This window comes from Psychrobacillus sp. FSL H8-0483, assembly GCF_038637725.1.
Lineage (GTDB): Bacteria > Bacillota > Bacilli > Bacillales_A > Planococcaceae > Psychrobacillus.
On sequence record NZ_CP152052.1, the window covers coordinates 4,022,781 to 4,038,920 of the forward strand.

At 36.7% G+C, this 16,140-nt stretch carries 18 protein-coding genes; 7 read left to right on the forward strand and 11 right to left on the reverse strand.

Features of this window, described 5'->3' with window-relative positions; all coding sequences use genetic code 11:
• Positions 1-40: 40 nt before the first annotated feature.
• Both murE and MHB48_RS19800 read right to left on the reverse strand, forming a co-directional pair.
• Entirely contained in the window at positions 41-1,582 is a 1,542-nt protein-coding gene (murE, locus tag MHB48_RS19795; RefSeq protein ID WP_342599512.1) for a UDP-N-acetylmuramyl-tripeptide synthetase, read from the reverse strand.
• 171 nt (positions 1,583-1,753) lie between these two features.
• The gene (locus tag MHB48_RS19800; protein ID WP_342599513.1) at positions 1,754-2,047 is read right to left on the reverse strand and encodes a DUF6509 family protein; all 294 of its coding nucleotides are present in this window, start codon (positions 2,045-2,047) and stop codon (positions 1,754-1,756) included.
• A gap of 225 nt (positions 2,048-2,272) precedes the next feature.
• Between MHB48_RS19800 and MHB48_RS19805 the strand changes: the two genes are divergently transcribed.
• Positions 2,273-2,458, forward strand: a complete 186-nt coding sequence (locus tag MHB48_RS19805) for a hypothetical protein (RefSeq protein WP_342599514.1) — start codon at positions 2,273-2,275, stop codon at positions 2,456-2,458.
• 14 nt (positions 2,459-2,472) lie between these two features.
• Here the strand turns inward: MHB48_RS19805 and MHB48_RS19810 are convergent, their stop codons facing one another.
• From MHB48_RS19810 to MHB48_RS19820, 3 genes are all read right to left on the reverse strand, one after another.
• Entirely contained in the window at positions 2,473-3,486 is a 1,014-nt protein-coding gene (locus MHB48_RS19810) for a serine hydrolase (RefSeq protein WP_342599515.1), read from the reverse strand.
• A 340-nt stretch (positions 3,487-3,826) separates the two neighbouring features.
• Entirely contained in the window at positions 3,827-4,489 is a 663-nt protein-coding gene (locus MHB48_RS19815; RefSeq protein WP_342599516.1) for a glyoxalase, read from the reverse strand.
• Between the two features lie 12 nt (positions 4,490-4,501).
• Positions 4,502-4,945, reverse strand: coding sequence for an ASCH domain-containing protein (locus MHB48_RS19820; RefSeq protein ID WP_342599517.1), 444 nt, complete (start codon positions 4,943-4,945; stop codon positions 4,502-4,504).
• A gap of 405 nt (positions 4,946-5,350) precedes the next feature.
• On the opposite strand from MHB48_RS19820, the gene MHB48_RS19825 reads away from it, so the two are divergent.
• Together MHB48_RS19825 and MHB48_RS19830 are read left to right on the forward strand one after the other, a co-directional pair.
• Entirely contained in the window at positions 5,351-6,526 is a 1,176-nt protein-coding gene (locus tag MHB48_RS19825) for a DHHA1 domain-containing protein (protein ID WP_342599518.1), read from the forward strand.
• A 69-nt stretch (positions 6,527-6,595) separates the two neighbouring features.
• Positions 6,596-7,066, forward strand: a complete 471-nt coding sequence (locus MHB48_RS19830; protein ID WP_342599519.1) for a transporter — start codon at positions 6,596-6,598, stop codon at positions 7,064-7,066.
• Positions 7,067-7,107: 41 nt separating this feature from the next.
• Here the strand turns inward: MHB48_RS19830 and MHB48_RS19835 are convergent, their stop codons facing one another.
• Complete coding sequence (locus tag MHB48_RS19835) at positions 7,108-7,386, reverse strand: hypothetical protein (RefSeq protein ID WP_342599520.1); 279 nt, start codon at positions 7,384-7,386, stop codon at positions 7,108-7,110.
• 197 nt (positions 7,387-7,583) lie between these two features.
• Between MHB48_RS19835 and MHB48_RS19840 the strand changes: the two genes are divergently transcribed.
• From MHB48_RS19840 to MHB48_RS19855, 4 genes are all read left to right on the forward strand, one after another.
• On the forward strand, positions 7,584-7,979 hold the full coding sequence (locus tag MHB48_RS19840; protein WP_342599521.1) for a MarR family transcriptional regulator: 396 nt from the start codon (positions 7,584-7,586) through the stop codon (positions 7,977-7,979).
• 12 nt (positions 7,980-7,991) lie between these two features.
• The gene (locus MHB48_RS19845) at positions 7,992-9,161 is read left to right on the forward strand and encodes an MFS transporter (RefSeq protein ID WP_342599522.1); all 1,170 of its coding nucleotides are present in this window, start codon (positions 7,992-7,994) and stop codon (positions 9,159-9,161) included.
• Between the two features lie 144 nt (positions 9,162-9,305).
• Positions 9,306-9,842, forward strand: coding sequence for a superoxide dismutase family protein (locus MHB48_RS19850; protein WP_342599523.1), 537 nt, complete (start codon positions 9,306-9,308; stop codon positions 9,840-9,842).
• A 17-nt stretch (positions 9,843-9,859) separates the two neighbouring features.
• Entirely contained in the window at positions 9,860-10,942 is a 1,083-nt protein-coding gene (locus tag MHB48_RS19855; RefSeq protein ID WP_342599524.1) for a CAP-associated domain-containing protein, read from the forward strand.
• 528 nt (positions 10,943-11,470) lie between these two features.
• On the opposite strand, the gene MHB48_RS19860 is transcribed toward MHB48_RS19855, so the two are convergent.
• From MHB48_RS19860 to MHB48_RS19880, 5 genes are all read right to left on the reverse strand, one after another.
• The gene (locus MHB48_RS19860) at positions 11,471-12,145 is read right to left on the reverse strand and encodes a DNA alkylation repair protein (protein ID WP_342599525.1); all 675 of its coding nucleotides are present in this window, start codon (positions 12,143-12,145) and stop codon (positions 11,471-11,473) included.
• A gap of 9 nt (positions 12,146-12,154) precedes the next feature.
• Positions 12,155-12,886 carry an oxygen-insensitive NADPH nitroreductase gene (nfsA, locus tag MHB48_RS19865; RefSeq protein ID WP_342599526.1) on the reverse strand — a complete coding sequence of 244 codons (732 nt, stop codon included), beginning with the start codon at positions 12,884-12,886 and terminating at the stop codon, positions 12,155-12,157.
• A 115-nt stretch (positions 12,887-13,001) separates the two neighbouring features.
• On the reverse strand, positions 13,002-13,358 hold the full coding sequence (locus MHB48_RS19870; protein WP_342599527.1) for a DUF779 domain-containing protein: 357 nt from the start codon (positions 13,356-13,358) through the stop codon (positions 13,002-13,004).
• Between the two features lie 20 nt (positions 13,359-13,378).
• A complete protein-coding gene (gene adh / locus MHB48_RS19875) occupies positions 13,379-14,899 on the reverse strand; it encodes an aldehyde dehydrogenase (protein WP_342599528.1) in 1,521 nt (506 codons plus the stop codon).
• A 203-nt stretch (positions 14,900-15,102) separates the two neighbouring features.
• Complete coding sequence (locus MHB48_RS19880; protein WP_342599529.1) at positions 15,103-16,140, reverse strand: LLM class flavin-dependent oxidoreductase; 1,038 nt, start codon at positions 16,138-16,140, stop codon at positions 15,103-15,105.

Here is a 16,140-nt window from a genome sequence, read left to right on the forward strand (position 1 = left end):
AAAAACAGACCGACTAAAAATTGTCGGTCTGTTTTTATATTTAAGAATTTCCAGCTACACGCTTTTGAAGTGGTTGGAATAATTTCTTTTTGTCCATGTCTGGTCGAATGGTTTCTAATTGTTCTAATGCGATTTTTGCACCATAGTCCATTCCTTGGCAACCGGCTAGCAGTAAAAGATCCCCATCCGCTATTTCGTTCAGGCTATGCTCAATTGCTTCTGGCAATTCTTCATATAAATGAACACTTATTCCTTTTTCATCCATTACCTCTTTAAATATTGCAAGCTCCGCATCTGAAACGACATCCTTTTGTGTAACATGAGACCGACTAAGCGTTGCAATGACTTCATGAATTCCTAGTTTAGGAGCCCATCTTGCAATTGCTTCTGCGTTTTCTTTATTTACCGTAACTCCACGATCACCACGAATTGCATACACAAGTGAAACACGGTTAAAATCCATTTTTTCTAATGTACCAAGCGTGATATCTATATTCCCACTGTTTGCGAAGTGATCATCAATGATTTTAAAATCGTCCTCAAAAATGATTTCAAAACGACGTTCAACCCCGACAAACTCAGATAAGCTATTTTGAATTGTTGACACCGGCACTTCACATAATAATCCGATGACGATGCTAACCATTGAATTATAGACAGAGTGGAAACCAGGTGTAGAAAGCTCTATGTTAAATTGTTGTTTTGGAATAACCACGTCTGCTGTTGCTAAGTCCTTCGTGATATTTACCGTAAACTTTGCTCGTCCCGTGGATAAATCCAAATTTGTACAAATAACATCTGCAGATTGTTCTTTTACACCAACTGTAATAACTTTCGCTTTTGTTTGATTCACAAGCGAAGCTGAATACGCATCATCTAGATTTAATATAGCAATTTTATCTGCTCCAGCATTGCGAATTAAACTGGATTTATGTTCAAAATAATTTTCAAACGACGAATGTAAATCGATATGCTCACGGCTAATATTATTTAAAGTGACAATATCAAAATCGACACAACCTACTCTATTTAATTCCAGTGCAGAAGAAGAAACCTCCATCGTAGCATGAGTGACCCCTTCTTCTACCATTTGCGCGTAAAAACGTTGCAAATCAAGAGATTCTGGCGTTGTTAGTTCAGAAGGCTCCGCATAATCACCGATTTTTACAACAACCGTTCCCATTAATCCCGTTTTCAGATCATGATTCTCTAAAATAGCATTGGTCATAAAGGAAGTAGAAGTCTTTCCGTTTGTTGCAGTAATTCCAATTGTTTTTAATTTTCGAGTTGGATGATCATAAAACGCATCTGCAAGTGTCGCAAGTGCAAGACGTCCGCTTTCCACTTTATACTGAGGAACTGCTAAACCTTCTATAAAGTCCTCTACAACAAGTGCTACTGCTCCATTTTCAACTGCTTGTCCAGCATATTGATGACCATCCGTTTTGAATCCTTTTACGCATACAAATACTTGTCCTTTTTCTACTTTACGTGAGTTGTATGCGAGTCCTGTGATATTTATATGTTGAGCATTTTTGACTTCTAAAATAGGTATATGCTTCATTAATTTTGTTAATTCCATCAAAATAGCCACCTTTTATTGTAAAATCTTTTCAATCAAGTTTACCTCAATTCAGAAAAGAAGGGAACTAAAAGCCCAGTTTGAACACTTTAATTGCGACATCCTGAAAATGAATTGGATTACTTTATAAAAATAGAAAAACCGAGAAGCTTAGCCTTCTCGGTTTTTTTATTATATTGCTTCGTTATAATGTTGTTTACAAAAAGCAAGTACGGTTGCTTCTTCTTCCTCTTCTAAGGCAAAATCTAATACTTTGCCGTTGCTTCGGTTTAAGAAATGGTATTGCACGATACGTTCTTCCGTCTCTACTACTGCTAAAATAACTCGTAAATCTAATGAATTTTGTTCGTCAAATAACTCGTCATCTTCCGGTACTTCGATACCCAATAATAGTTCGTATCGATCTCCCACTATGATACCTGTCGGATCTTTTATTTTTTCAACCTCGTAGGATGTTATATTCACAAAGTCCACCTCCGTTTATACAGTTTAGCATTTTTAAATAGAAATTAATCCATTTTCTTTTTTTCTTGTTAGCTCTGTTAAATGTTAATGTTGTTATAGACGAAAATCCGCTCGCTTTCCGCGGATTTCCGTCACAAAATATATTCTTTTAAAGAACAACGGCATAATTTAACTGAGCTTTCTTGTTATAATGAAAAAAGAAACGGTTGTAAAGGAGAGGACATATTGAAACTAAGTGCTGAAAAAATTATATACATCATTGTACCACTCTATCTTTTGTTATTAGTATTTGGACAAGGACTTAATACTATACTTTATTCCATTTTTTCATTTGTACTTGGAATTACGATGCTATATCTCGCATTTTCTTTATTACGAAAGCAACGAAATGAGCGAAAAAATCGAAAGTGATAATCCTGCATATGTCAGCAGGATTTTTCTATTTCACTCATAACTTTATAGGCACCTTTGGATTTGTTTGCACATACTACAACTCTTATGTCTGAAGTAGGGTAATACGCGGAGTGAAAGCTTACTCCTGGATCATATCCCATTACGTGATACTTATAGACGTTCTCTTCTTTTTTCTTTATCCACACACCGTAACCATAATAGTCCCCATCTTCTTCCTGTGCATAAGGAGTGAGTAACTTATTTGTCGTGGATTTGCTTAGGAGTTTATGATTAATAAGAGAGTCCCAAAATGACTCCATATCCTCTACAGTTACGAAAGCTCCACCATCAGATCCACCTTGTATTGGGAGTGAATACATATTTGTTTTCCAACTACCATCTTCGTTATCAATATAACCAATTGCCGTTTTTCCAGGTAGAGAATCCAAAGCAAAATAACCTGAATTCTCCATTCCTGCTTTTTCAAAAATATATTTTTGTATATAGTCTGTAAAAACGAGTCCACTCAACTTTTCAACTATTAAACCTAACACAATAAACCCTGCATTATTATAGTGAAATTTTTCCCCTGGATTACATTTCATCTGTTCGTTTTGAAATAACGGCAGAAAATCTTGAAGTCGTCGCATATGATACATTGGTTTTTCTATCCATAACTCTTCAAAGTCATCCATAGTCTCTTCGTCAAAGTAGTCTGGAATACCTGAAGTATGCGTTAAAAGATGATGTACAGTAATATCTTCATGATAATGAGGAAACGATAGATCTAAACATTCATTTAACTTTGTCTCGAAAGATAATCTCCCCTTCTCTACTAACTGGCCTATAGCAACCGCAGTAAAGATTTTACATCCCGAAGCAATTCCATATCGCGTTCCCACTACATTTTCAATTTGATCAGCACGATTAGCGTAACCAAAACAAGACTGAGCAAGTACTGTTTTCCCCTGTTTAACAAACGTAGACCCCGAAAATTGAATTTCTTTTTGTATATTGACTATCTTCTCAATTAAATTATTTCCCATTCCTATTCCCCCTTGTATAGCTTCTTATTTTCCATTGATCAGGAACAACTTAAGTAATAAATGCGAGCTCTATAATTATTACTTCTTTACATTTTCTGTTCCACATCAAATTACTCCTGCTTTTTTCATGTATTTTCTTTCCACATTTCAATTGTAATCTATTTATACATGTGTCGTTCTTAACTAAAAAAGACCTCACTAGAATTAAAAATTTTAGATACAAACTACAGTTCCTTTTGGTATAGAAATGAAAAATGTAAAAATTTATTCCTCCTCGATGCATGCTTTAAAGATTCATGCAAAATAAAAAAAAGCGAATATTACACTTAACAAAGGCTAATTAGTCGCTTTTCTCTATTATTACTTTTCCATCTTTCAATACTATAATCTCTGGGCCATGTATTAGCTCTATTTTTAATGGAGATGTTTCGCTCATTCTCTTTGAAAAATACCATCTCCGCTGAGGAGGAACTAACAATATAAATGTATCCTTTCTTCCTAAGAAATTTAGTTCTTCTGGCACTATGCTCACATGACCTAAAACAGGAATACCAATATCCTGCAGCTGCTCGCCCACCTCATCTACAAAAGACGTTGTAATACTAACCTCACTTAAGTTAAGCAAAGAATCTACACTAAAATCACTCCATTTATCTACATTCCTTCTTGCAATTAGCTCTATCACATTTCCAGAAGGATCTTCAAAATAAAAGGCATCCGCTTCAAAACGAGCATAATAGATTTCGTCTACTGCATCTTCTCTATTTAGAGAAACTCTCTCTTTTGCCCAATGTTTCGCTAGAGTGAACTGATTACCAGGAATATTAACAGCAAAGTGATACAAGGTTGCTTGAGTAGTTTCGCGAAAGATGAGCGTGGAGGTTCCAATCGACACCTCAAAATGGTTATCACTAGATGCAAGAATAGTAAGCTCCAGCACATTTCCGTAAAAGCCTTTTAACTGTTTCAGTTGATTTGTATATAATGTAACTGTCTTAAACATAGTCTCACCCCATTATTTAATGTCAATCAATTCAAAACGTTCACAAACGAGTAGCATATCATCTGAAAACCCCAACCCTACTTCTTCTAGTTCCTTTGTAAAAAATTTAATATGTACATTTCTCCAATAATTGTATGAACGGTCTCCTTCACCTTCTGCGTAAGCGAATTCTTCGGGTACTTCGTTCATAGGAATTACGGTTACCTCGGAAGTTCGAATCATACAAATAGGTTCATCTTTGCTATTAAGGATAATACTATAGTCATCTACTTTAGGTAGAGGCTCTTTTTCTATTTCGTAAAATATATGCCCGGAGCACGTCGCGGATTTCACTCCATTCTTAACAAGCTGCGCTAGTTCATCTGGATTTCCACCAAACTGCCATGCTGTAACAAATGACGGTTTTTCTTTTCCTTTCCAAAAACTATTCCAATAATTTTGTGCTTGTTGATTCATAGAGTGCACCTCATTCATTAAAAATTCAGATAATTAAAGTATAGTAAACAACATCTAAAAATACTATTGATAATTAAGAATTGTACGAGAGCTTTTCAACAAACACTTAATCAATACGTTGTCTATGTATGAAGAATTAGAAGAACAAAAAAATAAACGGCTGAAGAAAATTTACTGCATGTCATGAAGCATTTTCAAAATCAAAATGGTATTCTAACAGAAGCATCTTCTAAATAGATGGAAAGCTTAAGCGAAGTAAGATTTATGAATTAATAGGAGAAGAACACTTTTTTTGAACATACTGGAGAAGCAATCAATTATGCACTACAAGTGATTAATCACCAAGCATGTATTGGTTGTCAGCATTTTGTATAAAACTATCCAATCCAAAGAGGAGAGAATCTAATGACAAATAAACTATATTATAAAGATGCTTATTTACAATCATTTTCAGCAAAAATAGTGGATCAGAAACAGAATTATGTTGTCCTTTCAGATACAGCTTTCTATCCTACGGGTGGAGGCCAACCTCATGATTTTGGTCACCTAAATGGTGTTGCAGTTACGAACGTAGAGGTAGTAGATGGGGAGATAAGACACTTTCTTGTAGAGGCGCTACCTGAGAATACCTTTGAAGTGGAAGGAATAATCGATTGGAAAAGACGCTTTGACCATATGCAGCAGCATACAGGTCAACATATTTTAACCGCTGCTTTTGACAATCTTTTTGGATTTAAAACAGTTAGTTTCCACTTAGGAAAAGATACTGCGACCATCGATTTAGATATTAGTGCAGTTTCAGAGCAACAATTAAAAGAGGTGGAACTACACGCTAATCAAATCATCTTGGAAAATCATCCTATCGAAACAAAGTGGGTTACAGAAAAAGAGCTCGACCAATTCGCACTTCGAAAAACAACAACTGTGAAGGAGGATATCCGACTCGTCATTATTCCAGAATTCGATTACAATGCTTGCGGAGGTACACATCCAAAAGAAACAGGACAAGTTGGTCTCATTAAGATTTTACAAACAGAGAAGCAAAAACATTTGACTCGAGTGGAATTCGTATGTGGTGAGAGAGTTATTACACATTTACATCGAAAACAACAAGTGATCCTAGATTTAATTAGCACATTAAGCTCGCCTGAAGAAAAGTTAGGTGAGGCAGTAAGAACTTTATTAGAAAATGGGAAATCAACAGATAAGCAAGTATCGGAATTGAAGGAAGTACTTCTAAAATACGAAGCAAAAGAATTAATAGAAAAAGAACAAGGATCAATCATTACGTCGGCTTTCCAGAATCGTTCTATTCAAGAACTTCAAAGACTAGCAAAAATACTTGTAGCAGAGTCCCCCGAAACACTGTGTTTACTTGTTTCAGAAAATGATGGACGCATACAAATAGTCGCGGCTAAAGGAAATTCTGTGAAACAAAGTATGAAGGAACTTATAACAAGCTTGCTTCCTCTCTTCAATGGAAAAGGTGGCGGCAATGATACGATGGCTCAAGGCGGCGGAGAAGCTCTATTATCTAGCGAACAACTATTAACAAAATCGCTCGAATTTATTCAATCATAATAACCGTTCCACAAAAATCCTCCTCACATATACTATGTTGAATGTGTAGTGAAAGGAGGAATAATAACTATGACAAATCAATTTCCGTTTCCCCAAGGCCAACAGGGACCTCCCTTTGGAATGCCAGGGATGCCGCAATTCCCAGGTCAAGGACAGTTTCCTGGACAGTTCCCGGGTCAAGGGCAGTTCCCAGGGCAATTCCCGGGTCAAGGACAGTTTCCTGGACAGTTCCCAGGTCAGGGGCAATTCCCGGGTCAAGGACAGTTTCCGGGTCAGCAAAACCCAGAAGGAAATGCTCCAACTAGCCCACCTCCATCCTTCGTCCCGCAACAGTCTGTAAGTGCTTTCGCTGTTGATCCTGGTGCCATAAGAGGCTGCTTATTCCGTAATACTTTTATCTGGCTCCGTAATGGAAACTCTTTCTGGTTCTTCCCTACGTTTGTCGGAAGACAATCTGTAGCAGGCTTTAGATGGACTGGACGTAGATGGACTTATTATGGAACAGATTTAAATAGAATTTCATCTTTTCAATGCTTCTAGGAAAAGCGCAATTGCGTACTAATCATTTTAGTGCGCCTTTTTTATGGCCTATTTCGATACGCTCTAAGAGAAGTTTTTAGGGAAGCATAAAGTCCAACTGCTGCACCACTATAAAAAAAGCCCATGAAAATACCAGCAGGTAAATTATGTGGATGGCTAATAAAAATCGAAATAACTAGTCCAATAATTGTTGCAACTGTTGATACGTATTGGGGACGAATAGGTAATATTTTTTTTAATATTTCAGTCAAAATTATGACGACCGGTACAGCCCAAATTGAGTCCCATATATTTGTTTGTATAATAGGAAATTCTGTCATTTTATTAACTTTCCCCTTTTCACATTTTTCTGTTTAGTATATACAAAATTTCAATAGTCAATACTAGAGGCTGTATGAAGTATGGTATCCTGAAATCGATACCACTTTTTTCTATTTTACTTTACAACCTTCGAGTCGCGGAGTAAAATTAAATTTAGCTAGGTAAATTTAATTCTTGTTAAAGGGGTCAATTAGACATGAATCCACTTATTCATGAACTTTTTCAGAAATCACGTTTCTTATCCTATGAAGTAAATATCACTTTAAAAAAACACGACCTTTACTCTTCCCAATGGTCTGTTTTAAATTGTATTCAAATACATAGGAAAATGACTTTAACTCAAATTTGGAAATATTTAAACGTGGAAGCTCCCACTATTACCCGAACAGTTAATCGATTGGCTGATCTTGGATGGTTAGAAATTACGCCTGGAAAAGATCGACGTGAAAAATTTGTTCAATTGTCCGCAAGAGCTATACAAGATTTCCCAGCAATAAAAGCATCTGTGATGGAGTTTGAAGATCGAATGGTCTCTAACCTTTCAAATGAAGAGGAGAAACTCTTATTAGAGCTTTTACAAAAAATAAAGTAAGGAGTTTCGCAGTTGAACAAGAAAGAACCAATATGGACCAAACCTTTTATAAGTTTGTTTAGCACAAACTTCACCATATTTATTATTTTCTATGGTCTAGTTTCCGTACTTCCTCTTTATGCAACAGACATCCTGTCTCGTTCAGATGAAGATGCTGGTTTACTTATGACCATCTTTTTAATTTCCGCCATCATTATGCGACCTTTTACTGGGAAGCTATTAGACATTGCTGGAAAGAGAAAAATGCTATGGATTAGTTTGTTTTTCTACTTAGTTTGTACAGTTCTATATTACTTTATCGAACCTTTTAGTATTTTATTAGTTTTACGTTTTGTACAAGGGATTTGGTTTAGTATTGTCACAACAGCAAGTGGGTCTCTTGCAGCTGATAATATCCCTGTCTCTAGACGCGGAGCTGGATTAGGCTATTTTACAATGTCTACAAATTTAGCAGTTGTAGTTGGACCTTTTATCGCTTTAACCGTTGTACAATATTTCTCGTATGACGCATTGTTTCTAACAATGAGTATTTTACTTGTCTTTGGTGCATTGACTTCGTTATTCATACCCGCGGAAAACAAACCTGCTGTTCCTCCCGCTAAAACAAAAATGACTTGGAATGACTTGTTTGAGAAAAAAGCTGTACCAGTTGCATTGATTGCAAGTCTTGTTGCATTTTCTTATGCAAGTATTTTGTCCTATTTATCGATCTACTCACAAGAAAAAGAGGTCTTGCATCTCACGAGTAGCTTTTTTGCAGTTTTTGCTGCAGTTATGCTTTTAACAAGACCATTCACGGGAAGAATTTTTGATGAAAAAGGACCAAAGTATATAGTCATTCCCGGTTTAGTTTCGTTTATTATTGGTTTAATTTTACTTGCGTATATGAATAGTCCATTTATGTTCTTACTTTCTGGGGCCTTTATCGGCTTAGGGTATGGAGCAGTTGTACCGAGCTTTCAAACACTTGCCATTCAATCTACCAAGAACGAACGAAGTGGCTATGCAACGGCAACGTTTTTTACACTATTTGATACGGGACTAGCTATCGGCTCTTATGTACTCGGCATCATCGCTACTCAGCTTGGCTATCAAATTTTGTATTTAGTATCTAGTGTAATAATAGCAGTTACACTCGTAATTTTTATATTGCGTCAAAGAAAAACACAACGTCCGGATTAAGTCTGACGTTGTGTTTTTTATCCTATAAACTAAACCACTTCTACAATTTCTTTCAATAGAAGCTTTATTTTTATTGTGTATGTATGTATATAAACCCTGTATTTGGTAAGACTTGAGAGGACAAATATTTTGGGAGGGAACAAAATGAAAAAACAATACATGATTATTTTAGTTTTGGCATTGGTTCTACTAAGTGGTTGTAATTTTCCATCTGTAGATGCCAATTTAAATGAACAAGTGCAAGTTTCATTGATTAATACAGAAGGGAAAGAAGTAGGAAAAGCAACACTTACAGAAAACCCAAAGGGAGTCCATATTCTCCTCAAAGCGGAGGGATTAACACCTGGTGTAAAGGGTATTCATTTCCATGAAACGGCTAAATGTGAAAAACCTAGCTTTGAAACAGCTGGAAAACACTTTAATCCCGAAGGAAAAGAGCATGGGTTTCAAAATCCAAAAGGCTATCATGCTGGAGATTTGCCTAACATAGAAGTTGGCGAAGATGGTAAAGTAGAGTTAGAAACTATTTCACCAGCAGTTGTATTAACTGCAGGGAAAAGTAATTCATTATTAGATGCAGATGGTAGCGCTATTATTATTCATGAAAATGCTGATGATTATAAAACAGATCCCGCTGGGAATTCTGGAAAGCGGATTGTATGTGGGGAAATTAGTAAATAGTTTGGAGGTTAAATCTTATGAGAAAAATAGGCTGGCTTCTCCTTTTCGTTTTAGCGATTTTCTTCTCTAGGCCACTTTGGGAAGAGTATTCTGTTAAATATGTTGACCTTTCTTTTCTCGAGCCTATAGATGAATGGATCGATTCTATTGAAGTAGCTCAATATTTGAATGAAGCAAAAGCATACTGGATGGAAATTAAGGATGAGCCAGCCACTAAAATTTCCTCCAATCAAGAAAAACTTCCTGGAAACGGCATTGAATTAGATCAAATGGCAATAGGCATGAAAAAAAGTGAAATTGAAAAAATTCATGGTAATGCCAAACGAGTAAGTTTGAATGAATATAATTTAGTGTGGCATACGTATCATGAAAATTATCAAAATTTCATGATGGTTTCGTATGATAAAAACAATACAGTGAATGCAATGTTCACAAATCAACCTTCTGAATCTTCTTTTTTAGGCTTAAATATGGATAGTACGAGAGATGATATTCTCTCTAAACTTGGAGAGCCTATAAAGAAACTAAAGAAAGGAAATATTATCTATATACTACCCGATTCTGGGGAGTATGATTTGTTTCTAATCGATGAAAACTATGTAACATTCTTTTATGACCTACATGAAAATAACACGATTACTGCAATCCAAATTGTAAAAAAATCAGTAGAGAACAACCATCAAAGTACATTCGGAATACCTTCCGAGGAACTAAAAAAAGGATTTGAATTTCAACTTTTTGATCTAACAAATGCTGCTCGAGTTCTTCGAGGACTCTCTGTACTCACATATGATGAGGCAGTTAGTGACACTGCTCGCAAACATAGCGAGGATATGGCGACTCATAATTATTTTAGTCATGAAAATTTAAATGGCAAATCTCCATTCAATCGTCTCGAAGAAGATGGTTTAGTCTTCTCCTATGCAGGAGAAAATTTAGCTTACGGACAAACGAGTAGCATTTTTGCTCATGAAGGACTTATGAATTCTATTGGACACCGTAAAAATATTCTAAGTGCTGATTATCGTAACTTAGGAGTTGGTACTGCGTTTAATGAACAATCCACTCCATACTATACAGAAAACTTTTATACAAAATAAGAAAAGTGCATAGCGCCCTTTAAGTACAAAACCTGTTCGTAGACGTTTCCGGATTGCTATAGAATGTACTTTAGCTACATTTTACTGTGTTATTTTTAGGAGAGGAGGCTGTCCCTAAAGTCATATAGTGAGTGACTGAGAGATGGTCCCTTTTCCAATGTATTGATTTCCGTTCCAGACGGAAGCTTTCCGCGGGCATGGCTTCAGTCTCCTCGTCGCTTTCGCTCCTGCGGGGTCTTCAGCTCATGCTATTCCCGCTGGAGTCGCCGTCTTTCACTACAATCAATTGCCTACAAAAAATAGTAGTCTTAATAAAAATTATACAAAAAACAGGTGTGGAAAAAGACTCGTTTTTCTACACCTGCTTCAATTTATGGGCTTATTGGACAGCCCGCTCTCTTTTTTCGGTAATTTTGTAATTTTTGTCTTTCCGCCTTCCTACAACTTTAGGCAACAGTTATCTTGGCAGTTCGTCCGCGGAAAGCGAGCGGATTTACAGGTAACAACATGATCATCTAACTGAGCCTCTCATTTAATATGCTTCAAAGCTTCTCGTTTGCTCAAAGCAGCAAGTTGCGTACTTTCTACAAAATGGCGAACAACTTCTGGACTTGTTTTTGCATATTCCCTTAACACCCAACCTATTGCTTTTTGAATGAAAAATTCTTTGGAAGCACGGTGGCGATCAATTGTTGCAAATAATAACTCTTCATTCGTAGCATTTTTGTATTTTAGCTGATGTAAAATAGAAGCCCGGTTTGTCCACATACTTGAAGACTTAGCCCACTCAAGCATCACTGTTTCTCCTTCTGCTCTATTGGATTTCACAATGTCTCCAACAATAGTAGGTGCAATAGCATCCACACTATCCCACCATGAGTGACTCTCCATTAACTTTAAGCAAAAAGGTAAATCCTCTACTCTTAGGTTCTTTTTATATTTACCTAATAATTCGATTGCCACGTAATGATATTCTCGCTCCTCTAATTGAAAAATCGCCCATACTACCTCGTATAACTCTTCATATGGAGGAAGCTCATTTTCTTTTATTAGTGCACGAAATAACATTCTGCGTTCAGGAGTTTTAATTCCTAAAAACGGGAACTTGTTTTTCATATATTTTGCCATCGATATTGCATTTTCCTCATTTCGATGTGGCTCCATATAGCTTTTTACAAGCTCTGTTGTCCAATTAGATTTCATACATAACCCTCATTTCAATTGAAATCCTTTACTCGCAAGGAACTTAGCCATATGCGGGCGACGAGGACTTTCTAAGAAATCAGCCATTTGCTTTGTCCAATTTGCTACTTTTTGGTTAGAACCACGACTTGCATAATACTCTTCCATTGTTTGATCGTATTCCTTTAACAACGTTTCGTATTTCGAGCTATCGTATATGTTCTCATGTAATATTGCCTCCACCGGTAGACGCGGCTTTACTTCATTTTCCTGGTCGGGGACCCCTAGAGTAATTGCAAATAACGGAAAAACCCCTTCTGGTAAATCAAACAAACGACTGATTTCTTCTGGTTCATTGCGTACACCACCTATGTAGCATATTCCAAAACCTTTAGACTCCGCTGCAATGACTAGATTTTGTGCAAATAAAGCAACATCTACTGTACCAACTAATACGTTTTCTGTAGTATCCATTTCAATCTTCGTATCATGTATTTGACCTGCTACTTGTAGACGATGAAAATCCGCGCAAAGTAATAGAGCTGCTCCTGCTGTCTCGAATTGCTTAGGGTTTCTAGAAAGTCTGCCAAGTTCTTCTTTTTTCTCTACATCTGTCACCCAAATAACGCTATATGCTTGTACAAAATGAGAGCTTGCTGCATGTTGAGCAGTTTTAACTAATTCTGAAACTTCTTCTCTCGATAACGAATAATCTTTGTATTTTCGAACAGATGCATGAGCTCGTAACAATTCCTGAACCATTTTAAATCCCCTCATTTATTCCTAAGATTTTATATTTAGTATAACGGAATCTAACGAAACGAAGTAATAAAAAGCGAATTAGAAAGTCCAAATAGACCCTCCAATCCGCTTTTATTTAGGCTTGTAATTGATTATTTTCTTCTGTGGTAAATGCACGGGATCTTGTTAAAAAACGTTTACCTTCTACTCCTTCAAGGGAAAACATTCCACCTCGTCCATCCACAACATCGATGATTAATTGTGTATGCTTCCAGTAATCAAACTGATTTTTGTGCATATAAAAGGGCACTTCACCAATACGACCTAATAATACATCTTGGTCTCCCACGATTAAATCGCCATCTGGATAGCACATGGGAGAAGAACCATCGCAGCAGCCCCCTGACTGATGAAACATAAGTGGTCCATGCTTAGTTTTTAATAATTCAATGAGTTCCAGTGCAGCGTCTGTTGCGATAACGCGTTCAACCATCTACACTCACCCTCTCTTTATTAAAAGAATCCTAGTTTATTTTCATTGTAACTTACTAGTAAATTTTTTGTTTGTTGGTAATGACTTAACATCATTAAATGGTTCTCACGGCCGATACCAGACATTTTATAACCACCAAATGCTGCATGTGCTGGATATTGGTGATAGCAGTTTGTCCACACACGTCCTGCTTGGATACTACGTCCAAAACGGTATGCCGTGTTCATATTACGTGTCCAAATACCAGATCCTAAACCATATAAAGTATCATTTGCAATTTCTAGTGCTTCTTCTTTCGTTTTGAAAGTAGTTACGGACACTACTGGTCCAAAAATTTCTTCTTGGAAAATACGCATACTGTTATTACCTTTAAATACGGTTGGTTTAATATAATACCCATCTGCCAATTCACCATCTAGTGTATTACGTTTACCACCAATTAAACACTCTGCTCCTTCTTGCTTCCCTATATCTAAGTAAGACAAGATTTTTTCCATCTGCTCGGTAGATGCTTGTGCACCCATCATGACAGATGGATCTAGTGGGTTTCCTATATTAATCGCTTCTACACGAGCTAGGACGCGCTCCATGAATTTGTCATAAATAGATTCTTGAATAAGCACACGAGATGGACACGTGCATACTTCCCCTTGATTTAAAGCAAACAGAACAAATCCTTCTACTGCTTTATCTAAAAAAGCATCGTCTTCATCCATAATATCTTCAAAGAAAATATTTGGTGATTTCCCTCCAAGTTCTAATGTGACTGGAATTAAGTTTTGAGAAGCATATTGCATGATTAAGCGACCAGTAGTCGTTTCACCTGTAAATGCAATTTTACTTATTCGCGGACTAGATGCCAGTGGCTTCCCTGCTTCTAAACCAAAGCCATTGACAATATTCACAACACCTGGTGGTAATAAGTCACCAATTAACTCCATAAGTACTAATATAGATGCTGGTGTCTGTTCGGCTGGCTTTAACACAACGCAGTTACCTGCTGCAAGAGCAGGAGCCAGTTTCCAAACGGCCATAAGAATTGGGAAGTTCCAAGGGATGATTTGCCCTACAACACCTAGTGGCTCATGGAAATGATATGCAACCGTGTCGTTATCAATCTGACTAAGCCCGCCTTCTTGTGCTCGTATAGCACCTGCAAAATAGCGGAAGTGATCAATAGCGAGTGGTAAATCCGCATTTAATGTTTCGCGAACGGCTTTCCCGTTATCCCATGTTTCTGCTATTGCAAGCACTTCTAAATTTTCTTCTATACGATTTGCGATTTTATTTAATATATTTGACCTTTCAGCTACTGAAGTTTTGCCCCATGCATCTTTCGCAGCATGTGCTGCATCTAAAGCAAGCTCAATGTCTTCTGCAGTTGAACTTGCAACCTGTGTAAATACTTTTCCTGTTACTGGTGTAACGTTTTCAAAATATTGACCATTTACCGGGGGTGTCCACTCGCCATTAATATAGTTTTCATACTTGTCCTTAAACGAAACCTTCGAGCCTTCTGTATTAGGAAATGCATAAACCATTCTAAAATTCCTCCCCTTGGATCTTTTTACGCGCATTCTAAATCTTATGCAAACAAGCATTTATGTATGCGCTTACAAAACTACTTAAATAAAAATAGTCTTATATTAATATTTACATAATTTATGAAAAATTTCAATTATTCTAACTATATTTTAAAAAATGACTTGAGTACACTTAATGCACCCAAATCATTTAGAAAAAGCTATTTACTTGTCTCTCTTCTTACAATAGGAACAACTTCATTAGCGAAAAGTTCAAGTCCTTTTGCAACATCACTAAATGATTGTCCACCAATATCCATTTGTGCAATAAAACGTTGGTGTCCAAATAGCTCATGTTGTTGAAGAATTTTTTCAGTAATTTGCTGTGGACTACCTACAAATAGCGCAGTTTCTGGACTTGCCATATGTTCAAAATCGGAACGAGACATTCTTGTTTCCATTCCTCTTTGTTTATTTACGTAAGCCCAATAATTTGAGTAATATGGATAAAACTCGTCTTTTGCTTGTTGTGTATCTTTGGCGATATATGTGTGACCCGTTACTGCAACACGTAAACTATCACGAGAATGACCTGCTTCTATTGCAGCCTGATAATATAAATCTACAAGTGGTTTAAAATGCATTGGATTTCCACCAAGTATAGCTAAAGCCAATCCTGTTCCAAGTCTCCCAGCTCTAGCTGCGCTTTCAGGAGTACCACCGACACCAATCCAAATAGGAAGCTCCTCTTGAATCGGCCTAGGAGAGATCATTGCATTTTTAAGGTTAGAACGAAATTTCCCTTGCCATGTTACTATTTCTTCCCTGTTCAATTGTTGGAGCAATTTTATATTTTCTTCAAATAAAGCATCGTAATCGCTCAAGTCATACCCGAAAAGGGGAAAAGACTCCACAAATGCTCCTCGTCCAGCTATTATTTCAGCTCTTCCATTAGAAATTTGATCTAATGTAGCAAAATCCTCAAACAAGCGAACAGGATCCAATGTACTTAAAACAGACGTTGTACTCGTTAGTTTGATGCGCTCTGTTACTTGGGCAATGGCAGAAAGAACAATTGCCGGGGAAGATGTAGCGTAATCTAGTCTATGATGTTCTCCAATTCCGAAAATATCAAGACCCGCATCATCAGCCAATTTCCCTAGTTCTATTATTTCTCTTAAACGCTGCGATGTACTAATTGTTTCTCCAGTATGCGGATTAGGACCTAAATCGCCTAATGTGTAAATTCCAATTTCCAT